The 20,935-nt window shown below is 66.7% G+C and carries 20 protein-coding genes and 1 other RNA gene; 14 read left to right on the top strand and 7 right to left on the bottom strand.

The window, feature by feature from the left end; translation table 11 throughout:
- Positions 1–11 precede the first annotated feature (11 nt).
- Both BN4332_RS29110 and BN4332_RS29105 read right to left on the bottom strand, forming a co-directional pair.
- The gene (locus tag BN4332_RS29110; protein ID WP_066903237.1) at positions 12–1,409 is read right to left on the bottom strand and encodes an acyl-CoA dehydrogenase family protein; all 1,398 of its coding nucleotides are present in this window, start codon (positions 1,407–1,409) and stop codon (positions 12–14) included.
- Between the two features lie 94 nt (positions 1,410–1,503).
- Positions 1,504–1,953 (bottom strand): winged helix-turn-helix transcriptional regulator, encoded by a 450-nt coding sequence (locus tag BN4332_RS29105; RefSeq protein WP_066903236.1) that lies wholly within the window; start codon positions 1,951–1,953, stop codon positions 1,504–1,506.
- 113 nt (positions 1,954–2,066) lie between these two features.
- Between BN4332_RS29105 and BN4332_RS29100 the strand changes: the two genes are divergently transcribed.
- The gene (locus tag BN4332_RS29100; RefSeq protein WP_066903286.1) at positions 2,067–2,984 is read left to right on the top strand and encodes an NADP-dependent oxidoreductase; all 918 of its coding nucleotides are present in this window, start codon (positions 2,067–2,069) and stop codon (positions 2,982–2,984) included.
- A gap of 2 nt (positions 2,985–2,986) precedes the next feature.
- On the opposite strand, the gene hisN is transcribed toward BN4332_RS29100, so the two are convergent.
- On the bottom strand, positions 2,987–3,769 hold the full coding sequence (hisN, locus tag BN4332_RS29095; protein WP_066903235.1) for a histidinol-phosphatase: 783 nt from the start codon (positions 3,767–3,769) through the stop codon (positions 2,987–2,989).
- Positions 3,770–3,789: 20 nt separating this feature from the next.
- Between hisN and BN4332_RS29090 the strand changes: the two genes are divergently transcribed.
- The gene (locus BN4332_RS29090; RefSeq protein WP_276079652.1) at positions 3,790–4,140 is read left to right on the top strand and encodes a hypothetical protein; all 351 of its coding nucleotides are present in this window, start codon (positions 3,790–3,792) and stop codon (positions 4,138–4,140) included.
- 18 nt (positions 4,141–4,158) lie between these two features.
- Here the strand turns inward: BN4332_RS29090 and BN4332_RS29085 are convergent, their stop codons facing one another.
- Positions 4,159–5,529 (bottom strand): FAD-dependent oxidoreductase, encoded by a 1,371-nt coding sequence (locus BN4332_RS29085; RefSeq protein WP_066903231.1) that lies wholly within the window; start codon positions 5,527–5,529, stop codon positions 4,159–4,161.
- 150 nt (positions 5,530–5,679) lie between these two features.
- On the opposite strand from BN4332_RS29085, the gene prfB reads away from it, so the two are divergent.
- From prfB to ssrA, 7 genes are all read left to right on the top strand, one after another.
- On the top strand, positions 5,680–6,789 hold the full coding sequence (gene prfB, locus BN4332_RS29080; protein WP_066903229.1) for a peptide chain release factor 2: 1,110 nt from the start codon (positions 5,680–5,682) through the stop codon (positions 6,787–6,789).
- The gene (locus BN4332_RS29075) at positions 6,776–7,756 is read left to right on the top strand and encodes a mechanosensitive ion channel family protein (protein WP_066903227.1); all 981 of its coding nucleotides are present in this window, start codon (positions 6,776–6,778) and stop codon (positions 7,754–7,756) included. The genes prfB and BN4332_RS29075 overlap by 14 nt, the downstream gene beginning before the upstream one ends.
- Positions 7,753–8,268 carry an Rv3103c family proline-rich protein gene (locus tag BN4332_RS33880; protein ID WP_066903220.1) on the top strand — a complete coding sequence of 172 codons (516 nt, stop codon included), beginning with the start codon at positions 7,753–7,755 and terminating at the stop codon, positions 8,266–8,268. Before BN4332_RS29075 ends, BN4332_RS33880 begins: the two co-directional genes overlap by 4 nt.
- A 45-nt stretch (positions 8,269–8,313) precedes the next feature.
- Positions 8,314–9,003, top strand: a complete 690-nt coding sequence (ftsE, locus tag BN4332_RS29065) for a cell division ATP-binding protein FtsE (protein ID WP_066903218.1) — start codon at positions 8,314–8,316, stop codon at positions 9,001–9,003.
- Entirely contained in the window at positions 9,004–9,900 is an 897-nt protein-coding gene (ftsX, locus tag BN4332_RS29060; protein WP_066903216.1) for a permease-like cell division protein FtsX, read from the top strand.
- Between the two features lie 10 nt (positions 9,901–9,910).
- The gene (smpB, locus tag BN4332_RS29055) at positions 9,911–10,402 is read left to right on the top strand and encodes an SsrA-binding protein SmpB (RefSeq protein ID WP_066903214.1); all 492 of its coding nucleotides are present in this window, start codon (positions 9,911–9,913) and stop codon (positions 10,400–10,402) included.
- A gap of 169 nt (positions 10,403–10,571) precedes the next feature.
- Positions 10,572–10,940, top strand: a transfer-messenger RNA (tmRNA) gene (ssrA, locus tag BN4332_RS29050).
- 52 nt (positions 10,941–10,992) lie between these two features.
- Here ssrA and BN4332_RS29045 read toward each other — a convergent pair.
- Entirely contained in the window at positions 10,993–11,340 is a 348-nt protein-coding gene (locus BN4332_RS29045) for a hypothetical protein (RefSeq protein WP_066903212.1), read from the bottom strand.
- A gap of 207 nt (positions 11,341–11,547) precedes the next feature.
- On the opposite strand from BN4332_RS29045, the gene BN4332_RS29040 reads away from it, so the two are divergent.
- From BN4332_RS29040 to BN4332_RS29025, 4 genes are all read left to right on the top strand, one after another.
- Entirely contained in the window at positions 11,548–12,510 is a 963-nt protein-coding gene (locus BN4332_RS29040; RefSeq protein ID WP_066903210.1) for a cutinase family protein, read from the top strand.
- A gap of 72 nt (positions 12,511–12,582) precedes the next feature.
- On the top strand, positions 12,583–13,335 hold the full coding sequence (locus tag BN4332_RS29035; protein WP_096867180.1) for a YwaF family protein: 753 nt from the start codon (positions 12,583–12,585) through the stop codon (positions 13,333–13,335).
- 164 nt (positions 13,336–13,499) lie between these two features.
- A complete protein-coding gene (locus BN4332_RS29030; RefSeq protein ID WP_066903207.1) occupies positions 13,500–16,349 on the top strand; it encodes an MMPL/RND family transporter in 2,850 nt (949 codons plus the stop codon).
- A 399-nt stretch (positions 16,350–16,748) separates the two neighbouring features.
- Positions 16,749–18,188: a glycoside hydrolase family 183 protein gene (locus tag BN4332_RS29025; protein WP_066903205.1), complete on the top strand. Its 1,440-nt coding sequence runs from the start codon at positions 16,749–16,751 to the stop codon at positions 18,186–18,188.
- On the opposite strand, the gene BN4332_RS29020 is transcribed toward BN4332_RS29025, so the two are convergent.
- Positions 18,160–18,801 (bottom strand): TetR/AcrR family transcriptional regulator, encoded by a 642-nt coding sequence (locus BN4332_RS29020; RefSeq protein WP_066903203.1) that lies wholly within the window; start codon positions 18,799–18,801, stop codon positions 18,160–18,162. The two genes, BN4332_RS29025 and BN4332_RS29020, sit on opposite strands and share 29 nt — an antisense overlap.
- Positions 18,798–20,132, bottom strand: a complete 1,335-nt coding sequence (locus tag BN4332_RS29015) for an aromatic ring-hydroxylating oxygenase subunit alpha (protein ID WP_066903201.1) — start codon at positions 20,130–20,132, stop codon at positions 18,798–18,800. The genes BN4332_RS29020 and BN4332_RS29015 overlap by 4 nt, the downstream gene beginning before the upstream one ends.
- A 101-nt stretch (positions 20,133–20,233) precedes the next feature.
- On the opposite strand from BN4332_RS29015, the gene BN4332_RS29010 reads away from it, so the two are divergent.
- Positions 20,234–20,935 (top strand): amidohydrolase family protein (locus BN4332_RS29010; protein ID WP_160110948.1); only part of this gene is annotated, 702 nt, incomplete at its 3' end.

Genomic DNA, 20,935 nt, shown 5'->3' with positions numbered 1-20,935 from the left:
GTCGATCGCGGCTAGATGACTACGACACCCTCGGCGACGCCGATGGCCCGCAGATCGCGGTACCAGCGTTCGACCGGGTGTTCCTTGGTGTAACCGTGGCCGCCCAGCAGCTGTACGCCGTCCAGGCCGATCTGCATGCCCTTGTCGGTGCCGAGCTTGCGCGCCAGCGCCGCCTCACGGGCGAACGGCAGGCCCTGCTCGGCGCGGGCGGCCCCGCGCCAGGTGATCAGCCGCAACCCGTCGAGCTCGATGGCGATGTTGGCGGTCATGAAGGCCACCGACTGACGGTGGGCGATCGGCTCGCCGAAGGCCTGGCGTTCCTTGATGTAGGGGATCACGTAGTCGAGCACCGCGTGGGAGGTGCCGACGGCCAGGGCGGCCCAACCCAGCCGGGACAGGGCGATCGCCTCGGAGTAATCCTGATCGCTGGCTCCGTCCTCGCCGAGGAGGTTGGCCAGCGGCACGGCGACGTTGTCCAGTTCGACGCGGCCCAGCGCCGCAGCGCGGATGCCCATGCTCGGGTCGGCCTTGACGGTCAGGCCCGGCGTCGACGCCTCGACGATGAACAGCGCCGGCTTGCCGTTCAATTGCGCTGCGACAATGAACAATTCGGCGTCGGCGGCGGCCGGTACCAGCGACTTGACGCCGGAGAGCCGGTAGCCGCTGGGGGTGCGCACCGCGGTGGTCTTGAGTGCCGTGGGGTCGAACAGTGCGTGCGGTTCGGCGATGGCCACACAGGCCTGCGGCACGTTCTCGCCGGCGAATTCCTTGAGGTAGGTGGCCTGCTGGTCGGCGCTGCCCCAGTGGGTCAGTGCCGAGGCGACGCCGCCGGGGGCCAGGATTGGCAGGGCCAGGCCCATGTCGCCGTAAGCCAGGGCCTCCGCGACGAGCGCGTTGGTGACCGTGCTGCGGTGCTCGGCGATGCCGTCGAAGTCCTCGGGCACGTTGACCGCGGTGATGCCCAGTTCGGCGGCCTTGGCGATCAGATCGGCCGGGTAGGCCGCGGCCTCGTCGGCGTCGTGCGCGGCGGGCCGCAGGATCTCGTCGGCGAATTCCCGGACCGTGTCGACGATCATCTGCTGGTCTTCGTCGGGGGTCAGGTCGAAGTAGTCCGCCCCGCTGGCCTTGAGCCGGGTCGGCGCCTTGCCGAGGCCCTGGATCCGCTGGAACTGCCGAGTGGCCGCGCCTGCGGTCGAAAAGACCTGCTTCACACCGTATTTCAGGCCGCGGTTGAGCGGATCGCGCAGGCCGAAGCGGTCCAGGAACTCCTGGCCGACGATCGGGGTGATCAGCGCCAACCCGATGTCGGTCGCTGTCCGCTTGTGCTTGTGCAGGCCGACGGCGCTTTGCTGGCCGGGGCTTGAGGGACGTGGTGCAGTGCCGTTCTTGGACGGCAGGGTGTTGGTCATGTCAGCTGCCTCTGTTGGTCGTGGCGACGCATGTGACCGTATCTTACTCCAGAGTAAGGTAGGGCATCTGTTACCAACCTCACATCGCTGCCGGTCAGGTGGAAGCGGCCGCCGACCGGTCGTACTTCGTGCGGTTCGCGTGCACCTCGTCCATGTGGGCTTCCGCCCACGACTTCACCCCGACCATCAGTTCGTGCAGGGAAAGGCCCAGGTCGGTGAGTTCGTAGGTGACCGTCACCGGCACGCTCGGGGTCACCGTGCGGGTAAGTAGCCCGTCGCGTTCGAGCGACCGCAGGGTCTGCGTCAGCATCTTCTGGCTGACACCGGCCAGGCGCCGGGACAGCTCGGAGTAGCGCATCGGGTGTGGCTCGCCGGTGTGGACCGATCCCGGATGTGGCCCGTCCTCGCCGAGGGCGGCCAGGACCAGCGCGACCCACTTGTCGCTGATCCGGTCGAGCAGTTGGCGGCTGGGGCAGTTGGCCAGGAAGGCGTCGTATTCGAGCTTTGCTCGGGCCCGTTTCTGGGCTGCGGTCTGGGTCGGCATGTCCGCTCCTTCGCTCCGGGTGAGTTACGCACTTTCGAGTGCCTACTTCCCAATGGAGAGTTACCTGTCCATTGTGGAGCAGAGAACAACCTCACCACAAGGAGTGAATGAGCATGGCTGTCAGAACGTTTCGTACCGCCATCGTCCGTACGCCGGCCGGGCCTGATTCGATCGAGATCATCGAGGTGCCGGTGGTCGACCCGGGCCCCGGCGAGGTCCGGGTGAAGATCGCCGCGGCCGCCGTCAACCCGGTCGACCTGGGTGTTGCCGCCGGGGTGTTCCACGGACTCGGGCTGGTGCACCAGCCGAACTGGACCGGCCTCGGTTGGGAGTTCGCCGGAACCGTCGAAGCCGCCGGCGCCGGCACCGATCTTGCCGTGGGCACCCGCGTGGCGGGCCAGGTGGCCGGATTCGACCGTGACTACGGCACCTATGCCGAACAGGTGGTGGTGGCCGCGGCCGACGTCGCCGTCGTGCCCGACGGTCTGGACCTGACCGTCGCATCGACGGTGCCGCTCAACGGATTGACGGCGGCCCAGATCCTCGATCTGCTCGGTGATGCGCCCCGCGACGGCCGTCGTCTGCTGGTCACCGGTGCGGCCGGTGCGGTCGGGGGTTACCTCGCTGTTCTCGCCCAGGAGCGCGGCTGGGAGGTGACCGGTCTGGCCCGGGCGCACGACGAGGCGTTCGTGCGCGGGCTGGGGGCCGGCTTCACGACCGACGCCGCACCCGGATGGGACGCGGTCGCCGATGCCGGAGCCCTTCAGGAGACCGCACTGGCCCTGGTTCGCGACGGCGGCCGATTCGTCGGGGTGCAGCCGAGTTCGCAGCTGCCCGCCGAGCGTGGCGTCGCCGTGACGGCCGTGGTCGCCCACCCTGACGGTGCTCGGCTGGCCGACCTGCTGGCCCGGACCGCGTCCGGACAGCTACCGGCCCGGGTGCACGCGGTGGTCCCGTTGGATCAGGTGGCCGATGCCCACCGGGCCGTCGCCAAGGGTGGCGTCCGCGGCCGGTTCGTCATCCAGCCGTGAGTTCAGTCGCCGGCGAGCCTGGCCAGCACCGCGTCGTGCACCAGGCCGTTGGTGGCCAGCGCGCTGCCGCCGTGCGGTCCGGCGGCGCCGTCGATGCTGGTGAAGGTGCCGCCGGCCTCCCGGATCAGGATGTCGAGCGGTGCGATGTCCCACAGCTTCACCTCGGGCTCGCAGGCGATGTCGACCGCGCCCTCGGCGACCATGCAGTACGACCAGAAGTCGCCGTAGGCGCGGACCCGCCAGACCGCATCGGTCAGCTCGACGAACCGCTCACGACGGTCCTCCCATCCGGTCGTCAGGTCCGAGTAGGACAGGCTGGCCGATGCGAGGTCGGCGACCCCCGACACCGCCAGCTTCCGGGTCGAGCCGGCGAACGAACCGAATGCGCCCTGACCCAGACCGGCCCACCACCGTCGCGCCAGCGCCGGGGCGCTCACCACGCCGACGGTCGGGACCCCGTCCTCGAGCAGGGCGATCAAGGTGCACCACACCGGGACACCGCGGACGAAGTTCTTGGTTCCGTCGATCGGGTCGATCACCCATTGGCGGCCGGTCAATGTCGTTGTGCCGCCGAACTCTTCGCCGAACACCGTGTCGTCAGGGCGCGCGGCGGCCAGCGAGGCGCGCAATGCCTCCTCGGCCCCGCGGTCGGCGTCGGTGACCGGGGTCAGGTCCGGTTTGGTCTCGATGCGCAGATCGAGGGCACCGAAGCGGTCCATGGTCAAGGCGTCGGCCTGGTCGGCCAATTCGAGGGCCAGCGTCAAGTCATCCGAGGTGGAACTCATGCCGAAAGTCCTACCATGGCCTGGTGTGGGAACTCGGAATACTCCTCCTGCTGGTCGGGGCGCTCGTGCTGCTGCTCGCACCACGGATCATGCAGCGCCGCGGAATTCGCGGTGAACTTGCGCACGGCACGTTGCTGGTGACCGGGGTGAGCCCCCGCCCGGACGCGACGGGGGAGCAGTTCGTCACCATCACCGGCGTCATCACCGGGCCGACGGTCAGCGAGCACGTCGTCTATCAGCAGATGGCGGTCGACGTCGACAACTGGCCGACCATGGGCGCGCTGCTGCCCGTCGTGTATTCGCCGAGCAATCCGGACAAGTGGGCGTTCGCGCCGCCGGAACCACCGGTCAGCGAATACCCGAACGGCTGATCCCAGCCGTCCGACCGGTCAGGCGTGGCCGATGCGGAGCAGCTCGGCCACGCTGGCCAGCTTCACCCTGGGGCGGCCCAACGGTTCGCCGGCCGCGCGCTCGTGCGCGTCGATCAGCCGCCAGTGCTCACCCGTCACCAGAGCTGGCTGGTGTTCGAGCAGCCAGGCGGCCAGTTCGTCGCCGTAATCGGCGTCGCGCTCGTCGACCCCGCGGTCGCGCAGGTCGCCCAGCAGGGTGTCGACGGTGTCCTGAGAATCCTTTTTATTGCTGCCGATCACCCCGGACGGTCCCCGTTTGATCCAGCCCACCACGTATTCGTTGCGGCTGCCGTCGATCCGGCCGTCGGTGTGCGGAATGGTGCCCGACCGTTCGTCGAACGGCAGCCCCGGCGTCGGCACGCCGCGGTAGCCGACGGCCCGCACCACCAGCTGGACGGGCAACTCCTCGCGTTCCCCGGTGTCCTTGGCCACCACGCGTCCGTCGGCGTCGCGGACAAGTTCGTTGCGGCCCAACACGATCGACTCGACCCGGCCCTCGCCGCGCAACTCGATGGGGGAGGTGCAGAAGCGGAACACGATGCGCCGCTTGGCCTCTCGCGGTTGCTCGTCGACGTATTTGCGAAGCACCTTGATGTTCTGCTTGACGGTCTTGCCCGCGGCTTCCAGGTCATCGTCGGTGATACCGGCGAAATCGGCCGGGTCGAGGACGACGTCGACGTCGCCGAGGCCCTCCAGGTCGCCGAGTTCGCGCAGTTCCAGAGTGGTGAACGTCGCCTGCAGCGGGCCGCGCCGCCCGATCACGACCACCTCTTCGATTCCCCGGGTGTCCAGCGAGGCCAGGGCGTGGTCGGCGATGTCGGTGTTGGCCAGCGCCGCCGGGTCGCTGACCAGGATGCGGGCCACGTCCAGGGCGACGTTGCCGTTGCCGACCACCACCGCGCGGCCGCCCGACAGGTTCGGTGCCATGCCGTCGAAGTGCGGGTGGGCGTTGTACCAACCCACGAAGTCCACCGCCGCGACGCTGCCCGCCAGCTCTTCCCCGGGGATGCGCAGTGCCCGGTCGGACTGGGCGCCGATCGCGTAGACCACCGAGTCGTAGCGTTCCGCCAACTCGGCCGGGGTGATGTGCTCGCCGACCTTGATGTTGCCGAAGAACCGGAAGCGCGGGTCGGCCGCGGTCTTGTCGAACTGCGCGCTGATCGACTTGATCTTCGGATGGTCGGGCGCCACTCCGGAGCGCACCAGCCCCCATGGGGTGGGCAGCATCTCGAGCATGTCGACCCGCACATCGCGGTCGGAGTCGGGTGAATCGGCGAACTTCAGTAGCGATGCCGCAGCAAAGAATCCAGAGGGGCCGGAGCCGACGATCGCTACGTGATATGGGCGCATACCCTGCCTTCTTACGAGCCGGAAAAGCCGTCACAGACCCGGCCCACGGCATGCCGGTCCGGGTACCACCCGATGCTAAACACAGAACGTCGGCGCTGCCGCGAGTCGGGCGAACTGCCGCGGAAATGCAGGCAGGTACCCTGGACATCCGTGGATCCAGACCGCCAAGCCGCCGTAGCCGCCCTCGACACCACCCTGACCACCGTGGAGCGGGTGCTCGACATCGATGGGCTGCGCCAGCGGATCGACATGCTGGAGCAGCAGGCCTCCGATCCGAACCTCTGGGACGACCAGGCCCGCGCTCAGAAGGTCACCAGTGAGCTCTCGCACGCGCAGAACGAACTTCGCCGCGTGCAGGATCTACGTCAGCGTGTCGATGATTTGCCGGTGCTTTTCGAACTCGCCGCCGAGGAAGGTGGTGAAGAAGAGGTCGCCGAGGCCGACGCCGAGCTGGCCAAGCTGCGCGAGGACATCGAGACCCTCGAGGTTCGCACCCTGCTGTCGGGCGAGTACGACGAGCGCGAGGCCGTCGTCACGATCCGCTCGGGTGCCGGCGGCGTCGACGCCGCGGACTGGGCCGAGATGCTGATGCGGATGTACATCCGCTGGGCCGAGAAGCACGACTACCCGGTCGAGGTGTTCGACACCTCCTACGCCGAGGAAGCCGGGATCAAGAGCGCGACGTTCGCCGTGCACGCGCCGTTCGCCTACGGCACCCTGTCCGTCGAGCAGGGCACCCACCGGTTGGTGCGCATCAGCCCGTTCGACAACCAGAGTCGGCGTCAGACGTCGTTCGCCGATGTCGAGGTGCTCCCGGTCGTGGAGACCACCGACCACATCGACATTCCCGAGGGTGACCTGCGTGTCGACGTGTACCGGTCCAGTGGCCCCGGCGGGCAGTCGGTGAACACCACCGACTCCGCGGTCCGGCTCACCCACATTCCCACCGGTATCGTGGTGACCTGTCAGAACGAGAAGTCCCAGTTGCAGAACAAGGTCGCGGCGATGCGCGTGCTGCAGGCAAGGTTGCTGGAGCGCAAGCGATTAGAAGAGCGCGCCGAGATGGACGCACTCAAGGGCGACGGTGGCAGCTCGTGGGGCAACCAGATGCGGTCCTACGTTTTGCATCCCTATCAGATGGTTAAGGACCTGCGTACCGAGTACGAGGTCGGCAACCCGGCCTCGGTGCTGGACGGGGACATCGACGGATTCCTGGAAGCGGGAATCAGATGGCGCAACCGGAAAGATGACGACGACTAATACGCTGCTGGCCTTCAGCCTCGCCGACCGCTGGCACGATTTCTGGCACGGCGAGGTCGGCGTCTGGATCCTGACCACCGGGCTGCGCATCGCGCTGCTGCTCATCGGCGGCCTGCTCGCGGCCCGCTTCATCAACTGGGCCGCACAGCGCGTGGTGCGCCGCATCGACGCCGAGTATCAGGAAAGCGACCAGCTGGTGCGCTCGGAGAGCGCCAAGCACCGGCAGGCGGTCGCCTCGGTGATCTCCTGGGTCACCGTGGCGCTGCTGTTCGTGATCGTCGCCGTCGAGGTCACCGATGCGCTCGCGGTACCGATCGCCTCGTTGGTCGCCCCGGCCGCGGTGCTCGGCGCCGCGCTCGGTTTCGGTGCGCAGCGCATCGTGCAGGACCTGCTCGCGGGCTTCTTCATCATCACCGAGAAGCAGTACGGCTTCGGTGACCTGGTGCGGTTGACGATCGGCGCGAGCAACGAGGCCGAGGGCACCGTCGAGGACGTCACGCTGCGCGTCACCAAGCTGCGCTCATCCGAGGGTGAGATGTACACGGTGCCCAACGGGCAGATCGTCAAGGCGCTCAACCTGTCCAAGGACTGGGCGCGGTCCGTCGTGGACATCCCGGTGCCGGTGAGTGTCGACCTCAACCTGGTCAACGACGTGCTCAACGAAGTCGCCGAGAAGGCCACCGAGGACAGTGAGCTGTCCCGGCTGCTGCTGGACAAGCCGCAGCTGATGGGCGTCGAGAGCATCGGGGTCGACACCGTAAACCTCCGCATGGTCGCGCGCACCCTGCCGGGCAAACAGTTCGAGGTGGGCAGGCGGCTGCGGGTCCGGGTGGTGCGCGCATTGCGCCGTGCCGGCGTCGTCACCTCGACTGACGGGTCGGTGGCCGCAGCCGGAGACCTGCTGAACCCGGGCGGGGTCGCCGAGGCGCAAGTTGTCACGCCACCGGCGCAGGAGTCGAAGAAGTGAAGGTCGACTTCAACCGGGTGACCGAGGGTGCCGTGAAGTTGTGGCGCAGCCGGTTGGGTCGGCTGCGCACGTCGACGGTGGTGCTGATCATCGTGTTCATCGCGCTGTCGTGGGTGCAGCAGGAGTACCGGCCGGAGCAGCCCGCGCCGCAGGCGCCCGGGGGTCAGGTGGTGCCGCCGGGCTTCGTCCCCGACCCCGACTACACCTGGGTGCCGCGCACCAAGGTGCAGACGCCCCGGACGACGACACCGACCGAGACGCCGGAGACCACCGAGACCACCACGCCGACGCCCACCACGACGACGACCGAGCCCACCGAGACCACCACGCCGACGAGTCCGACCACCACGACCCCGCCGCCCGGCGCGCCGCAGACGACGGTGGTGGATCCCGACGGCCCCGGGCTGCTTCCGCCCATCACGTTGCCGGTGTTCCCCGGGCCCGCCCCGAGTCCCGCCGTCGAACAGCCGCAACCGGGCATGGAGCCGGTGGCACCGACATTGCCGAGGTAGCGTGACCTGCCGAACGCTTTCGCCCCGCTACACTGGCGTGCCGTGATGATCACCCTCGACCACGTGACGAAGCACTACAAGTCTTCGGCGCGCCCAGCGCTCGACGACGTCTCGTTGAAAATCGACAAGGGTGAGTTCGTCTTCCTGATCGGCCCGTCGGGTTCGGGCAAGTCGACGTTCATGCGGCTGCTGCTGGCGGCCGAAACGCCCACCTCGGGTGACATCCGGGTGTCCAAGTTCCACGTCAACAAGCTCCCCGACCGGCACGTGCCGAACCTGCGTCAGGTGATCGGCTGCGTGTTCCAGGACTTCCGGTTGCTGCAGCAGAAGACCGTGTTCGAGAACGTGGCGTTCGCCCTCGAGGTGATCGGCAAGCGCGGCGAGGTGATCAACCGCGTCGTCCCGGACGTGCTGGAGATGGTCGGCTTGTCGGGCAAGGCCAACCGGTTGCCGAGCGAGCTCTCCGGTGGCGAGCAGCAGCGCGTCGCCATCGCGCGGGCCTTCGTCAACCGGCCGCTGGTCCTGATCGCCGACGAGCCCACCGGAAACCTGGACCCCGAGACCAGCAAGGACATCATGGATCTGCTGGAACGGATCAACCGCACCGGGACCACGGTGCTGATGGCCACCCACGACCATCACATCGTCGACTCCATGCGGCAGCGGGTCGTCGAACTCGAACTCGGCCGGCTGATCCGTGATGAGCAGCGCGGCGTCTACGGAATGGATCGCTAAGTGCGCTTCGGCTTTCTTGTCAATGAAGTTCTGACCGGGCTTCGTCGCAACGTCACGATGACGGTGGCGATGATCCTGACCACCGCCATCTCGATCGGGTTGTTCGGTGGCGGTCTGCTGGTGGTGCGGCTGGCCGATCAGTCCCGCGACATCTACCTCGACCGCGTCGAGAGCCAGGTGTTCCTGACCGACGACATCTCGGCCAACGATCCCAACTGTGACGCCGACGCGTGCAAGGCGTTGTACCGCCAGATCGACGACCGCGACGACGTCCGGTCGCTGCGCTTCCTCAATCGCGAACAGGCCTACGACGACGCGATCAAGAAGTTCCCGCAGTACAAGGACGTGGCGGGCAAGGACGCCTTCCCGGCGTCGTTCATCGTCAAGCTCACCGACCCCGAGCAACACGAGGCGTTCGACAAGGCGATGCAGGGGCAACCCGGTGTGCTCAACGTGCTCAACCAGAAAGACCTGATCGACCGGCTGTTCGCCGTGCTCGACGGTCTCAGTAGCGTCGCCTTCGCGGTGGCGCTGGTGCAGGCGATCGGCGCGGTGCTGCTGATCGCCAACATGGTCCAAGTGGCCGCGTACACGCGGCGCACCGAGATCGGCATCATGCGCCTGGTGGGCGCCACCCGGTGGTACACGCAGCTACCGTTCCTGGTGGAGGCCATGATCGCGGCCCTGATCGGTGTGGTGATCGCAATCGTGGGATTGATCGTGGTCAGAGCCGTGTTCCTGGACAAGGCGCTCGACCAGTTTTATCAGTCGAATTTGATCGCCCGGGTCGACTACGCTGACGTGCTCTACTTCAGCGCACCGTGGATGCTGTTCCTCGGCCTGGCGATGTCCGGCATAACCGCGTATGTGACGCTGCGGCTCTACATACGAAGGTAGTCGTGAACTAGTGGCGACCAAGAAGTCCAGCCCCGCCGGAAACAAGCAGATCGTGGCCAGCAATCGCAAGGCGCGGCACAACTACATGATTCTCGATACCTACGAGGCCGGCATCGCGCTGATGGGTACCGAGGTCAAGAGTCTGCGCGAAGGCCAGGCCTCGCTGGCCGACGCGTTCGCCACCGTCGACGACGGCGAGATCTGGCTGCGCAACGTGCACATCGCGGAGTATCACCACGGCACCTGGACCAACCATGCGCCGCGGCGCAACCGCAAGCTGCTGTTGCACCGCAAGCAGATCGACAACCTGATCGGCAAGATTCGCGACGGCAACCTGACGCTGGTGCCGCTGTCGATGTACTTCTCCGGTGGCAAGGTCAAGGTCGAGCTGGCGTTGGCCCGCGGTAAGCAGGCCCACGACAAACGCCAGGACCTGGCCAAGCGGGACGCCGACCGGGAGATCACCCGCGAGCTCGGCCGCCGCGCCAAGGGCATGTCCTGAAGCACCGCGACCGTGCGTGTCTGCTGCCCGACACGCCGTAAAACCCCAGCATTCTGTGCACGCTCGGCGGCCGCGAGCGACACGAGAATGCCCCGGAATAATCGCTTGGCGTTCGCCGTTGGAGTTCGCGTACCATTGATTGTCCTGCCGAAAGTCGGCAGGGATGCGAGGGGCTGATCGGTTTCGACTTCGCGCATCGAATCAAGGGAAGCGTGCCGGTGCAGGCAAGAGACCACCGTAAGCGTCGTTGCAACCAATTAAGCGCCGATTCCAATCAGCGCGACTACGCCCTCGCTGCCTAAGCGACGGCTGGTCTGTCAGACCGGGAACGCCCTCGGCCCGGATCCTGGCATCAGCTAGAGGGACCCACCCACGGGTTCGGTCGCGGAATCCGTGGGGACATCAAACAGCGACTGGGATCGTCATCTCAGCTTGTTCGCGTGACTGAGAGATCCGAGTAGAGGCACAGCGAACTGCGCACGGAGAAGCCTCGAGGACATGCCGTAGGACCCGGGTTCAATTCCCGGCAGCTCCACGACAGAAGGCCCAGGTCAGAACAAGTCTGACCTGGGCCTTTTCCGTTGATCGCCTCAGATCACGCAATGCGACGGGTCCGCCCCCGGCAGCGGGAAGAAGCCGATGCACTCCGGCGGATTGGGCGGCGGCGGGGTCGGCGGAATGTCCAGGGGCATCGGGTGGAAGATCCCGGTGCCCAAGTCGATCCAGCCGTATTGGCCGTTCTGTCCGCTGTACTCGTAACAGGACGACCAGTCGAAGTCGGGCCACGGCGCAGCGGCCGGCCGAGGGTCACCAGGACACCAGGTGGGCCGGGCCTGCGCGCTCGCCGCCAGCGCCAAACTCGCCGAGCCCAAACCACACATCGCCACAGCCGTCGTCAACCCGACGATTCCTCGCTTCACGGGGTCGGTGCCGTTCATGTCGATTCCTTCGTCTCGTCGCAGCCGCGCGATCGTTTTCTGGTACCGACATCGTCGGCCGGGTGATGACGCGCGGCTGGGGTAGCGGACTACCCCACGTTCGCGGTGCGTGTTCGCGAGGTGACTGACGTACCGCTGTTCGGGGCTGATGTGGAGTCGACGGCGCAGGGATCAGCCGCGAGATGCCGTGACGGGTTAGATTGAGGAATGTTTTCTCGCCGCATAGCTAGCCTGCAGGGCAGTGCGCGGTCAGGTGGTCGCTGGGTCGGGCTTGGCGCTACTGCACTTCTCGCCGCGGGCACGCTGGTCGTGGCCCCGGGTACACCGGTGGCTGTGGCCGCCGACTGCGCCGATGCCGAAGTCGTCTTCGCGCGCGGCACCGATGAGCCGCCCGGCATGGGCCGGGTCGGCGACGCCTTCGTCGACTCCCTCCGCAAACAGGCCGTCGGCATGGACATCGCCACCTATGCGGTGGACTACAAGGCCGGCAAGCTGCAGCTGAGTGGTGGTGACGGCGCGAAAGACGCGATTTCCCACATCAAGTCCACGCTGTCCTCGTGCCCCGACACCCAGATCGTGCTCGGCGGTTACTCGCAGGGTGCGAGCGTGATCAACATCGTGGCGGGTAACCCGCTGGGCGGCATCAAATGGGGCGATTCGCTGCCGCCCGAGTATGCCGACAACGTCGCGGCGATCACGACCTTCGGCGACGTGGGCACCCGCACCAAGCAATCGATATCAATCCAGAGCGCACTGTTCGGTTCCAAGGCGATCGACCTCTGCAATCCGAGTGACCCGATCTGTCACGAGGGCCAGGGCAATGCGTGGAGCGGGCACACCGACGGCTACATCCCCGTCTACACCACGCAGGCGGCGGCATTCGCCGCGGCCAAGCTGCTGGCCGGGTCCGGCGGGATGGTGCCCGGATACGGACCTGCGCTGCCGAGTTACGGGCCCTCCCCGGACTACGGCCAGGTGCCGGGGTACGGGCCGGTCCCGGGCTACGGTCCGACGTCGCCGGCCTACGGTCCGGACACCACGTTGCACGGTCCGCAACCGTATGCCCCGCAGCCGGGGTATGACCCAGCAACGCCCGGGTACGGTCCTCAGACCCCGTCGACGTCCACTCCGCCGTCCTCCGAAGTCGGGTTGGTTTCGGCGGTCCGCTGACCAACCGCGACCCGCCGCCTGGGATCATGGGTGATCGTTCCCTGCATGTGACGAATCGGGGAGTTGATCGTTTTGCTCTTGGCGCAACGTGAGTTCTCGGCGTACGGCCCGTCGCACCTGGTGGTGCTCGCGCTGTTCGTGATCGGCGCAGTGCTGTTGGTCGTGATCGGCCGGCGGCAGACCGAATCGCAGGCACGTGTCCTCAGCCGGGTCCTGGCAGTGCTCCTCGTGGGCGCCTTCCTCGTGGCGCTGGCCTACAAGCTGGCCAACCCCACCCTCTACACCTCGATACCTCTGCAGCTGTGCGACATCGCGGAGCTCGCGGCGGCGTATGCCCTTTGGTCCCAGCGGCATTGGGCCTTCGTGCTCACCTACTTCTGGGGCCTGGTGCTCAGCTCGCAGGCGTTGATCACGCCGGATATCGGCACCCCCACCGAGGGCGCGCCGGATTTTCCGCACCATTTGTTCGTCACGTTCTTCACGCTGCACGTACTGGTGGTGTTGTCGGCGATCTATCTCACCTGGGGACGCCGGATGCGACCACGGTGGCGCGACTATCGCTTCGCGGTCATAGTCACCCTCGGGTGGGTGGCGTTCACCTTCGCCTTCAACGCGATCGCCGGAACCAACTACGGATATCTGAACCGCAAGCCGCCCACCGCTTCGGTGCTGGACTTACTGGGTCCCTGGCCGGTGTACCTGCTTGCCGAGATCGTCATCGTCCTCATCGTGTGGGCGTTGATGACGTGGCCTTGGGAGGCCCGCAGCGGGGCTTCCGGCGAGCACGAGAACGGACGGCAGGCTCGCATCGGACGCCCCGACTGAGCCGCCGGCGCGCCACCTAGCTGTGAAGATGCTGTCAATCGTGGCCGATTTCCATCATTGACAGCGACAATTTGACGGGCTACGTATATTACGCGCGACGGCGTTTTTGTATCGCTTGCGACCTGTCCCACGGGGCGACAGTGGCCTGATCGAGGGGGCGGGTTGTGCAGACCAAGTCAGCGGCTGCGGGCGCGCGGACCAACGGATCGGGCATCGCCAGGGCGATCAGGGCGCTCGCGGTGCCGATTCTGCTCGGCTGGGTGGTGCTGACCGTCCTGACCAACGTCTTCGTGCCTTCGCTGGAGAAGGTCGGTGAGGAGAACACGGTCGGGCTGAGTGCCAAAGACGGCCCCGCGATGATCGCCATGCGCAAGATCGGCAACAACTTCCAGGAGTTCGACTCCGACAGCAACGCCATGGTGGTGCTGGAGGGGCAGCAGCCGCTCGGCGACGATGCACACCACTACTACGACGGTGTCGTCGACCAGCTCGAAGCCGATACCGCCCACGTGCAGCACGTCGCCGATTTCTGGGGCGATCCGCTGACGGCCTCGGGCGCGCAGAGCAACGACGGCAAGTCCGCCTACGTCCAGGTCTACCTCCGCGGCAATCAGGGGGAGACGCTGGCCAACGAATCGGTTGCCGCGGTGCGCGAGATCGTCGCCCAATCGTCACCGCCGCCCGGGATCAGCGTGTACGTCACCGGTGGCGCGCCCCTGGTGTCGGATCAGCACCATGCCGGCGACAAGAGCGTCGCGCGGGTTACCGCCATCACGCTGGTGGTGATCGCGGTGATGCTGCTGATCGTCTACCGCTCGGTGGCCACCATGATCCTGGTGCTGCTGATGGTGTTCCTCGAACTCGGCGCGGCCCGCGGCATCGTGGCCTTCCTGGCGCACAACGGGATCATCGGATTGTCGACCTTCGCGGTGAATCTGCTGACGCTGATGGTGATCGCGGCCGGGACCGACTACGCGATTTTCGCGATCGGTCGCTATCAGGAGGCGCGCGGGGCGGGCGAGGACCGAGAAACCGCCTACTACACCATGTTCCGCGGCACGTCTCACGTCGTCCTTGGATCTGGGATGACGATCGCCGGAGCGATGTTGTGTCTCAGCTTCACCCGGCTGCCCTACTTCCAGACGATGGGCGTGCCATGTGCGGTCGGCACGTTCGTCGCGGTCGTCGCCGCGTTGACCATGGGACCGGCGGTCATCGTGATCGGCAGCCGGTTCGGACGGTTCGAACCCAAGCGCAGCATCCGGTCCCGGGGTTGGCGGCGGATCGGCATCGCGGTGGTGCGGTGGCCGGGCCCGATCCTGGCCGCGACGCTGGGCCTGGCCCTCGTCGGCCTGCTCACCCTGCCGGGGTACAAGACCAACTACGACCCGCGAAAGTACCTCCCATCGGATCTGCCCGCCAGCGTCGGATATGCCGCGGCAGAGCGGCATTTCAGCGCCGCCCGGATGAATCCCGAGCTGCTGATGGTCGAGACCGACCGTGACTTGCGGAACCCCGCGGACTTTCTCGTCATCGACAGGATCGCCAAAGGTGTGGTGCGGGTTCCCGGTGTCTCACGGGTGCAGGCGATCACCCGCCCGAACGGGCGCCCGATCGAGCACACGTCGATCCCGTTCCTGTTGAGCCGGCAGGGGACGACGAACACCATGAACCGGAAGTACATGCAGGACCGGATGGACGACATGCTGGTCCAGGCCGACGAGATGCAGAAGACCATCGACACGATGGAGGAGATGTCCCGGCTGACCCAGCAGATGGCCGACACCACGCACTCGATGGTGCTCAAGACCAAGACGATGACGCTCGACATCGCCGAGTTGCGTGACAACATCGGCAATTTCGACGATCTCCTGCGTCCGTTGCGTAACTACTTCTACTGGGAACCGCACTGCGCCAACATCCCGTTGTGCTGGTCGCTGCGGTCGATCTTCGACACCCTCGACGGAATCGATGCCCTGACCGACGACGTGCAGGAGTTGGTGCCCGACCTGGAGCGGTTGGATTCGCTGATGCCGCAGCTGGTCTCGTTGCTGCCGCAACAGATCGAGAGCATGCGCAAGATGAAGACGATGATGCTGACGCAACGGTCCACACAGGCCGGGCAACAGGATCAGATGGCCGCCATGCAAGAGAATTCGACAGCCATGGGCAAGGCCTTCGACGATGCCCGCAATGACGACACGTTCTATCTCCCGCCGGAAGCCTTCGACAACAAGGACTTCAAGCGCGGCATGAAGAACTTCATCTCGCCGGACGGAAAGTCGGTGCGGTTCATCATCAGTCATGAGGGTGACCCGGCGACCCCGGAGGGGGTCGACCATGTCGACCCGATCAAGCTCGCGGCCAAGGAAGCGCTCAAGGGCACGCCCCTGGAAGGTTCCAAGATCTACCTGGCCGGCACCGCGGCCACCTACAAGGACATGCGCGACGGATCGTTCTACGACCTGATCATCGCCGGAATCGCAGCGGTATCGCTGATCTTCATCATCATGCTGCTCATCACCCGAAGCGTGGTGGCGGCCGCGGTGATCGTCGGCACGGTGCTGCTGTCGCTCGGCGCGTCATTCGGCTTGTCCGTGCTGGTCTGGCAGCATCTGCTCGGGCTGGAACTGCACTGGATGGTGCTGGCGATGTCGGTGATCCTGCTGCTCGCGGTCGGCTCCGATTACAACCTGCTGCTGGTGTCGCGATTCAAGGAAGAACTACCTGGGGGCCTGAAAACCGGCATCATCCGGGCGATGGCGGGCACCGGCTCGGTGGTGACCTCGGCGGGCCTGGTCTTTGCCTTCACCATGGCATCGTTCGCGTTCAGCGACCTCAAGGTGATGGCCCAGGTGGGTACGACGATCGCGCTCGGCCTGTTGTTCGACACGTTGATCGTCCGGTCGTTCATGACCCCGGCGATCGCGGCGATGCTGGGCCGCTGGTTCTGGTGGCCGCAGGTCATCCAGTCGGCGGCGTCGAAGCGGCGGTTGGCCGCGTTGCAGCACTAGAGGCGCGCGCAGCCTGGAAACGAATCTGCCCACGCGTCAGCGGAAAGCGCTCACACGTGGGCAGATTCGTCTACCTACTTCTTATTGCCCCCGGGCCGCGGAGGTGGCGGCGGCTTAGCCTTGGTGGTCGGCTCGAACTTGCCGCCCTTTTTCGGATCGAATGTTCCGGCCATGGTGATCCCTCTCGCTCGTCGATAGTTCCACCACAACCCACCGTAGCGACGAATGCGGCGTCGCGCAGCAAACAGGGATGAACAAGCGACACGCCGCCCCGGTTGCGACACGGTCACAGGACGGTACCTATCAGTACATCACTGGCCACATCGGCACCATTGATCACTAACGTCACTTCAGCGAATGGTGACGTCGTGTCGACGTCCCGTATTGGGAAGGTGTGACATGTCGCGACGTCCTCGGGGTGCTTCGACGATGGCCGCGGCGGCCGCAATCGGGCTCGTCGTCGCCGTCGGCGTGGCGCCCCCGGTATCTGCCGAACCCTGTGAAGGCGCGGCCGCGGCCGCGCAGCCCCTGGCACATCAGGCTTTCCAGATCCCCAATCCGTCCAAGCTCGCCCCGCTCAACCGGCCCATCGGTCACAAGCCCGTGGGGGCCAACGACCAGGCACCGTTGCCGCGGCTCGGACAGCTGCCGTTGGCCATCCTCAAGGCCTTGATCCCGAACACCGGACAGGTCAGGCAGCGGGCAGCGGTCGTCCCGGCGCCCAACCCCGGTGGCGCCCAACCTGTCCCGAACGCAGCCCAACCGGCTCCGGCCCCAGCGGCGCCACAACCGGCCCCCGCTCCGGCGGCCCAGCCGGCCCCGGGCGCGCCTCCCGGCACGTCGATCGTCGGCTGGGTGACCGGTCCGGACAGCCCCAACCAGACGATCAAGCGGTTCGCGATCACCGGGACCGATCTCGGAATCATGTGGGACAACGGTGATCCGGTGAACCGCCAGGTGCTGATGGCCTTCGGTGACACCAACGGTTACTGCGGCATCCCCGGCAAGCAGTGGCGGTACAACGCCCTGTTCCGCAGCCAGGACGGTGCGCTGGCCCGGACCATCGCCGTGCCCGACGGCGTGCCGGCCAACCGGTACTCGGGTTCGCCGGTGTGGCGGCAGGGCATCTCCAAACAGATCATCAACAGCATCGGCCGGGCCCCGGAGGAGACGGGAATCATCCCGACCGCGGGTATCGCCGTCGGGCGCAACCAGTATCTGAACTTCATGTCGATCCGGAACTGGGACAGCCCGGGAGCGTGGTCCACCAATTTCTCCGCGATCGCGATGTCGCCGGACAACGGCGAGAACTGGGGCGTGTACCCGGGCACCATCCGGACGCCCGGCGGCGGCAACGAGAACTTCCAGATGGGGGCCTTTCTCAAGCCCGGTCCCGGCGATCCGTACATCTACTCGTTCGGCACACCGAACGGGCGCGGCGGATCGGCCTACATCGCGCGGGTGGCGCCGGGCCTGATCCCGGATCTCACCAAATACGAATACTGGAACGCCGACAACAATGCCTGGGTGCCGGGCAATCCGGCGGCTGCGACGCCGGTGATCCCGGGCCCGGTGAGTGAGATGTCGGCCCAGTACAACACGTATCTCAAGCAGTACCTCGTGCTGTACGGCAACGGCGCCAACGATGTGGTGATGCGGACCGCGCCGGCGCCCCAGGGGCCGTGGGGACCTGAGCAGTTGATCGCGCCGTCCTCGCAGATCCCCGGCGGAATCTATGCGCCGTATCTGCACCCGTGGTCGACGGGCAAGGAGTTGTACTACAACCTGTCGCTGTGGTCGGCCTACAACGTCATGCTGATGAAGACGGTGCTGCCGTAATCTGCGCCAGCGGGGCCAGCAAGGCATCGAGCCCGTACTCGAACACCGCGTCGTAGTCGGTGGGGGACTGCAGGGCGGCGACGAGTGCCTGGTCCGGCCAGTCGGCGGTCCACAGCGACGGGTCCTCTTCCTGGTGGCGAGGAGCGCGCACCGCCGAGAACTGCATCACCGCAGACGAAATCACGTGCACCTGGACGGCGCGCAGCACCAGTGCGGCGTGGGTTCCGGTGACCCCCAGCTCGGCCAGTTCGGCCGCCAGCCTCTGCTGGACCGGCAGGAACAAGGTCGGGGTCCGGTCCCGCTCGTGGGCGATGGCCAGAAGGTGTTGTCGGCGGATGAGCAGGCTGCGTTGGTTGCGGGCCAGGGCGGCAATCCGATTCACCGGTCCGTCGCCCGAAACGGGCAGGCCGGCCATCTCGGCGAGGAGCCGGTCGACCAGGCTGTCGAACAGCGCGTCGCGTCCGCCGACGTGCCAGTAGATGGAGGTGACGGCAACGCCGATGCGCTCGGCCAGGGCCCGCATCGAGAAGGCGTCCACCCCATCGTTTTCGATGAGAACCGCCGCCGTGTCGAGGATGACGTCGGCGTCGATCGCCTTCGTTTTCGGGCTCATCCGCCGTGCGCTTCGGTGACGCGCTCGGCCTCGGGCAGGTCGAGGTAGCGCTCCAGATTGTGGTGCATGTTGATGATCCGACGCTCCTCGCTGGACAGCACAAGATGGGTGAACCCAGGCTGATGCATACCACGTTGCAGGCCGGTCAGCACCGCGATGTCCTGGCTCATCACCACGCCGGGGTGGGCGTCGGCGGCGCTCATGCGGACATCGGCCGGCCTGGTCCTCGGGGCCTGAGTCGGCATGCGGGTCATCAGTGTCATCACCAACTGGCCTCGGTCGGGGTCGGGCCCGGGCAGCGACGTCATCACGGTGAGATGGTCGGCGCTGGCCAAGAACGTCATGTTGGGGAAGACGTTGTACTGGTGCAGCCGCATCACCTGATCGGTGGTGGCCCAGCCGATGTCGACGCCGCGGTCGGCCGCGAAGCGCTTGATCTGCTGGGCGATGACGTCGGCCACCGACTGGCCGGCGCCGTGCTGGTCGCGCGGGAACGGGGTGCCCTCGGCGACCCCCATCAAGGGCCCCTGGGTGCACACGTATGCGTCCCACACCTCTTCGTCGCTCAGCGCTCCGGCGAGCCGTGGGCTCGGAACCCCGTAGAGCGATTCTGATTTTCCGGTGTGACCCCAGATCGTCTGCGGCGCATACACGTCGTCCATGCATCGGTGTAGTTCGGGGTGCAGGGTCTGGACGTGGTAGGTCTCGCTGTAACCGTCGGCGATGGTCTTCCAGTTGGCGTCGACGTCGATGGTCATCGTTGCGTAGCAACGGAAGTCGCCGAGACCGCACCAGGCGATGTCCGCCGGGACCGCCTCCAGGTAGTCGGTCAGCGGCATGGCGGCCATGTCGAGGTTGACGAAGACCAGCCGTTCCCAGGTGTCGACCCGCACCGGTGCCAGCGGGAACTCGGCCATGTGGACCGTCCCGAACCCCTTGCGGTTCGGGATTCGCTTGAGCGCTCCGGCCAGATCCCAGGTCCAGCCGTGATAGCCGCACTTAAGCTCGCGCAGCGACGAGCCTGCGCCGGTACACAGCGCGTTGCCGCGGTGACGGCAGGCATTCTGAAACGCGCGCAGCACGCCGTCGTCGCCGTGAACGATCAGCACTGAATAAGGCCCGCAACGGTATTCGAAGTAGTCGCCCGGCTCGGCCACATGATCCACCGTGCACGCCAGCTGCCACACCCGTGGCCACATGCGTTCCACCTCGAGTTGGGCGAATGCGGGGGAGTGGTAGCGCTCGGCGGGCACCAGGGTGGGTCGCGCCGGCGGCTCGCCGATCGCGTCCAGCCGCCGTGGGTGGTCGGTGGGCGTGGAGCTCAGGGCCATGGAAAGCCTCCCGTCGCGAAGATCGAAAACTCGGCACGGCAGTTATGTAACGGTGTTACATTGCCACCGTAGCGGCCTCCAAGCCTCAAGGGAGCAAAAACGTGTTCGATCTCAAGATCACCGGCGGAACGGTCGTCGACGGCACCGGTGCCGACCGATTCACCGCAGACGTCGCGATCAAGGACGGGAAGATCGTCGAGGTGCATCGACGCGGTCCGAATGACCCCGCGATGGCCGGTGATGCGGCCGAAACCATCGATGCCACAGGCAAGATCGTGGCGCCCGGGTTCGTCGACATCCACACCCACTACGACGGCCAGGTCAGCTGGGATGACGTGCTCGAACCGTCGAGCAACCACGGTGTCACCACCGTGGTGGCAGGCAACTGCGGCGTGGGTTTCGCGCCCGTGCGGCCCGGTCAGGAGGAATGGCTGATCAAGCTGATGGAGGGTGTCGAAGATATCCCCGGAACCGCGCTGACCGAGGGCATCACCTGGGGTTGGGAGACCTTCGGCGAATACCTCGATGTGATCGGCCGGCGCGAGCTGTCTGTCGACATGGGCACCCAGATCGCCCACGGCGCGGTGCGCGCGTACGCCATGGGGGAGCGCGGCGCCCGCAACGAGCCGGCCACCCCCGATGACATCAAGGCCATGGCCGAACTGGTTCAGGAGGCCATCGAGGCCGGGGCGCTGGGCTTTTCGTCCTCGCGCACGCTGGCGCACCGCGCCATGGACGGTGAGCCGGTGCCGGGCACCTTCGCCGCAGAGGACGAGCTGTTCGCCCTGGGGCGGGCGACGGCG

It is taken from the genome of Mycolicibacterium houstonense, assembly GCF_900078665.2.
In the GTDB taxonomy this organism is placed as follows: Bacteria; Actinomycetota; Actinomycetes; order Mycobacteriales; family Mycobacteriaceae; genus Mycobacterium; species Mycobacterium houstonense.
This window is presented reverse-complemented; position numbering and strand designations above follow the sequence as displayed.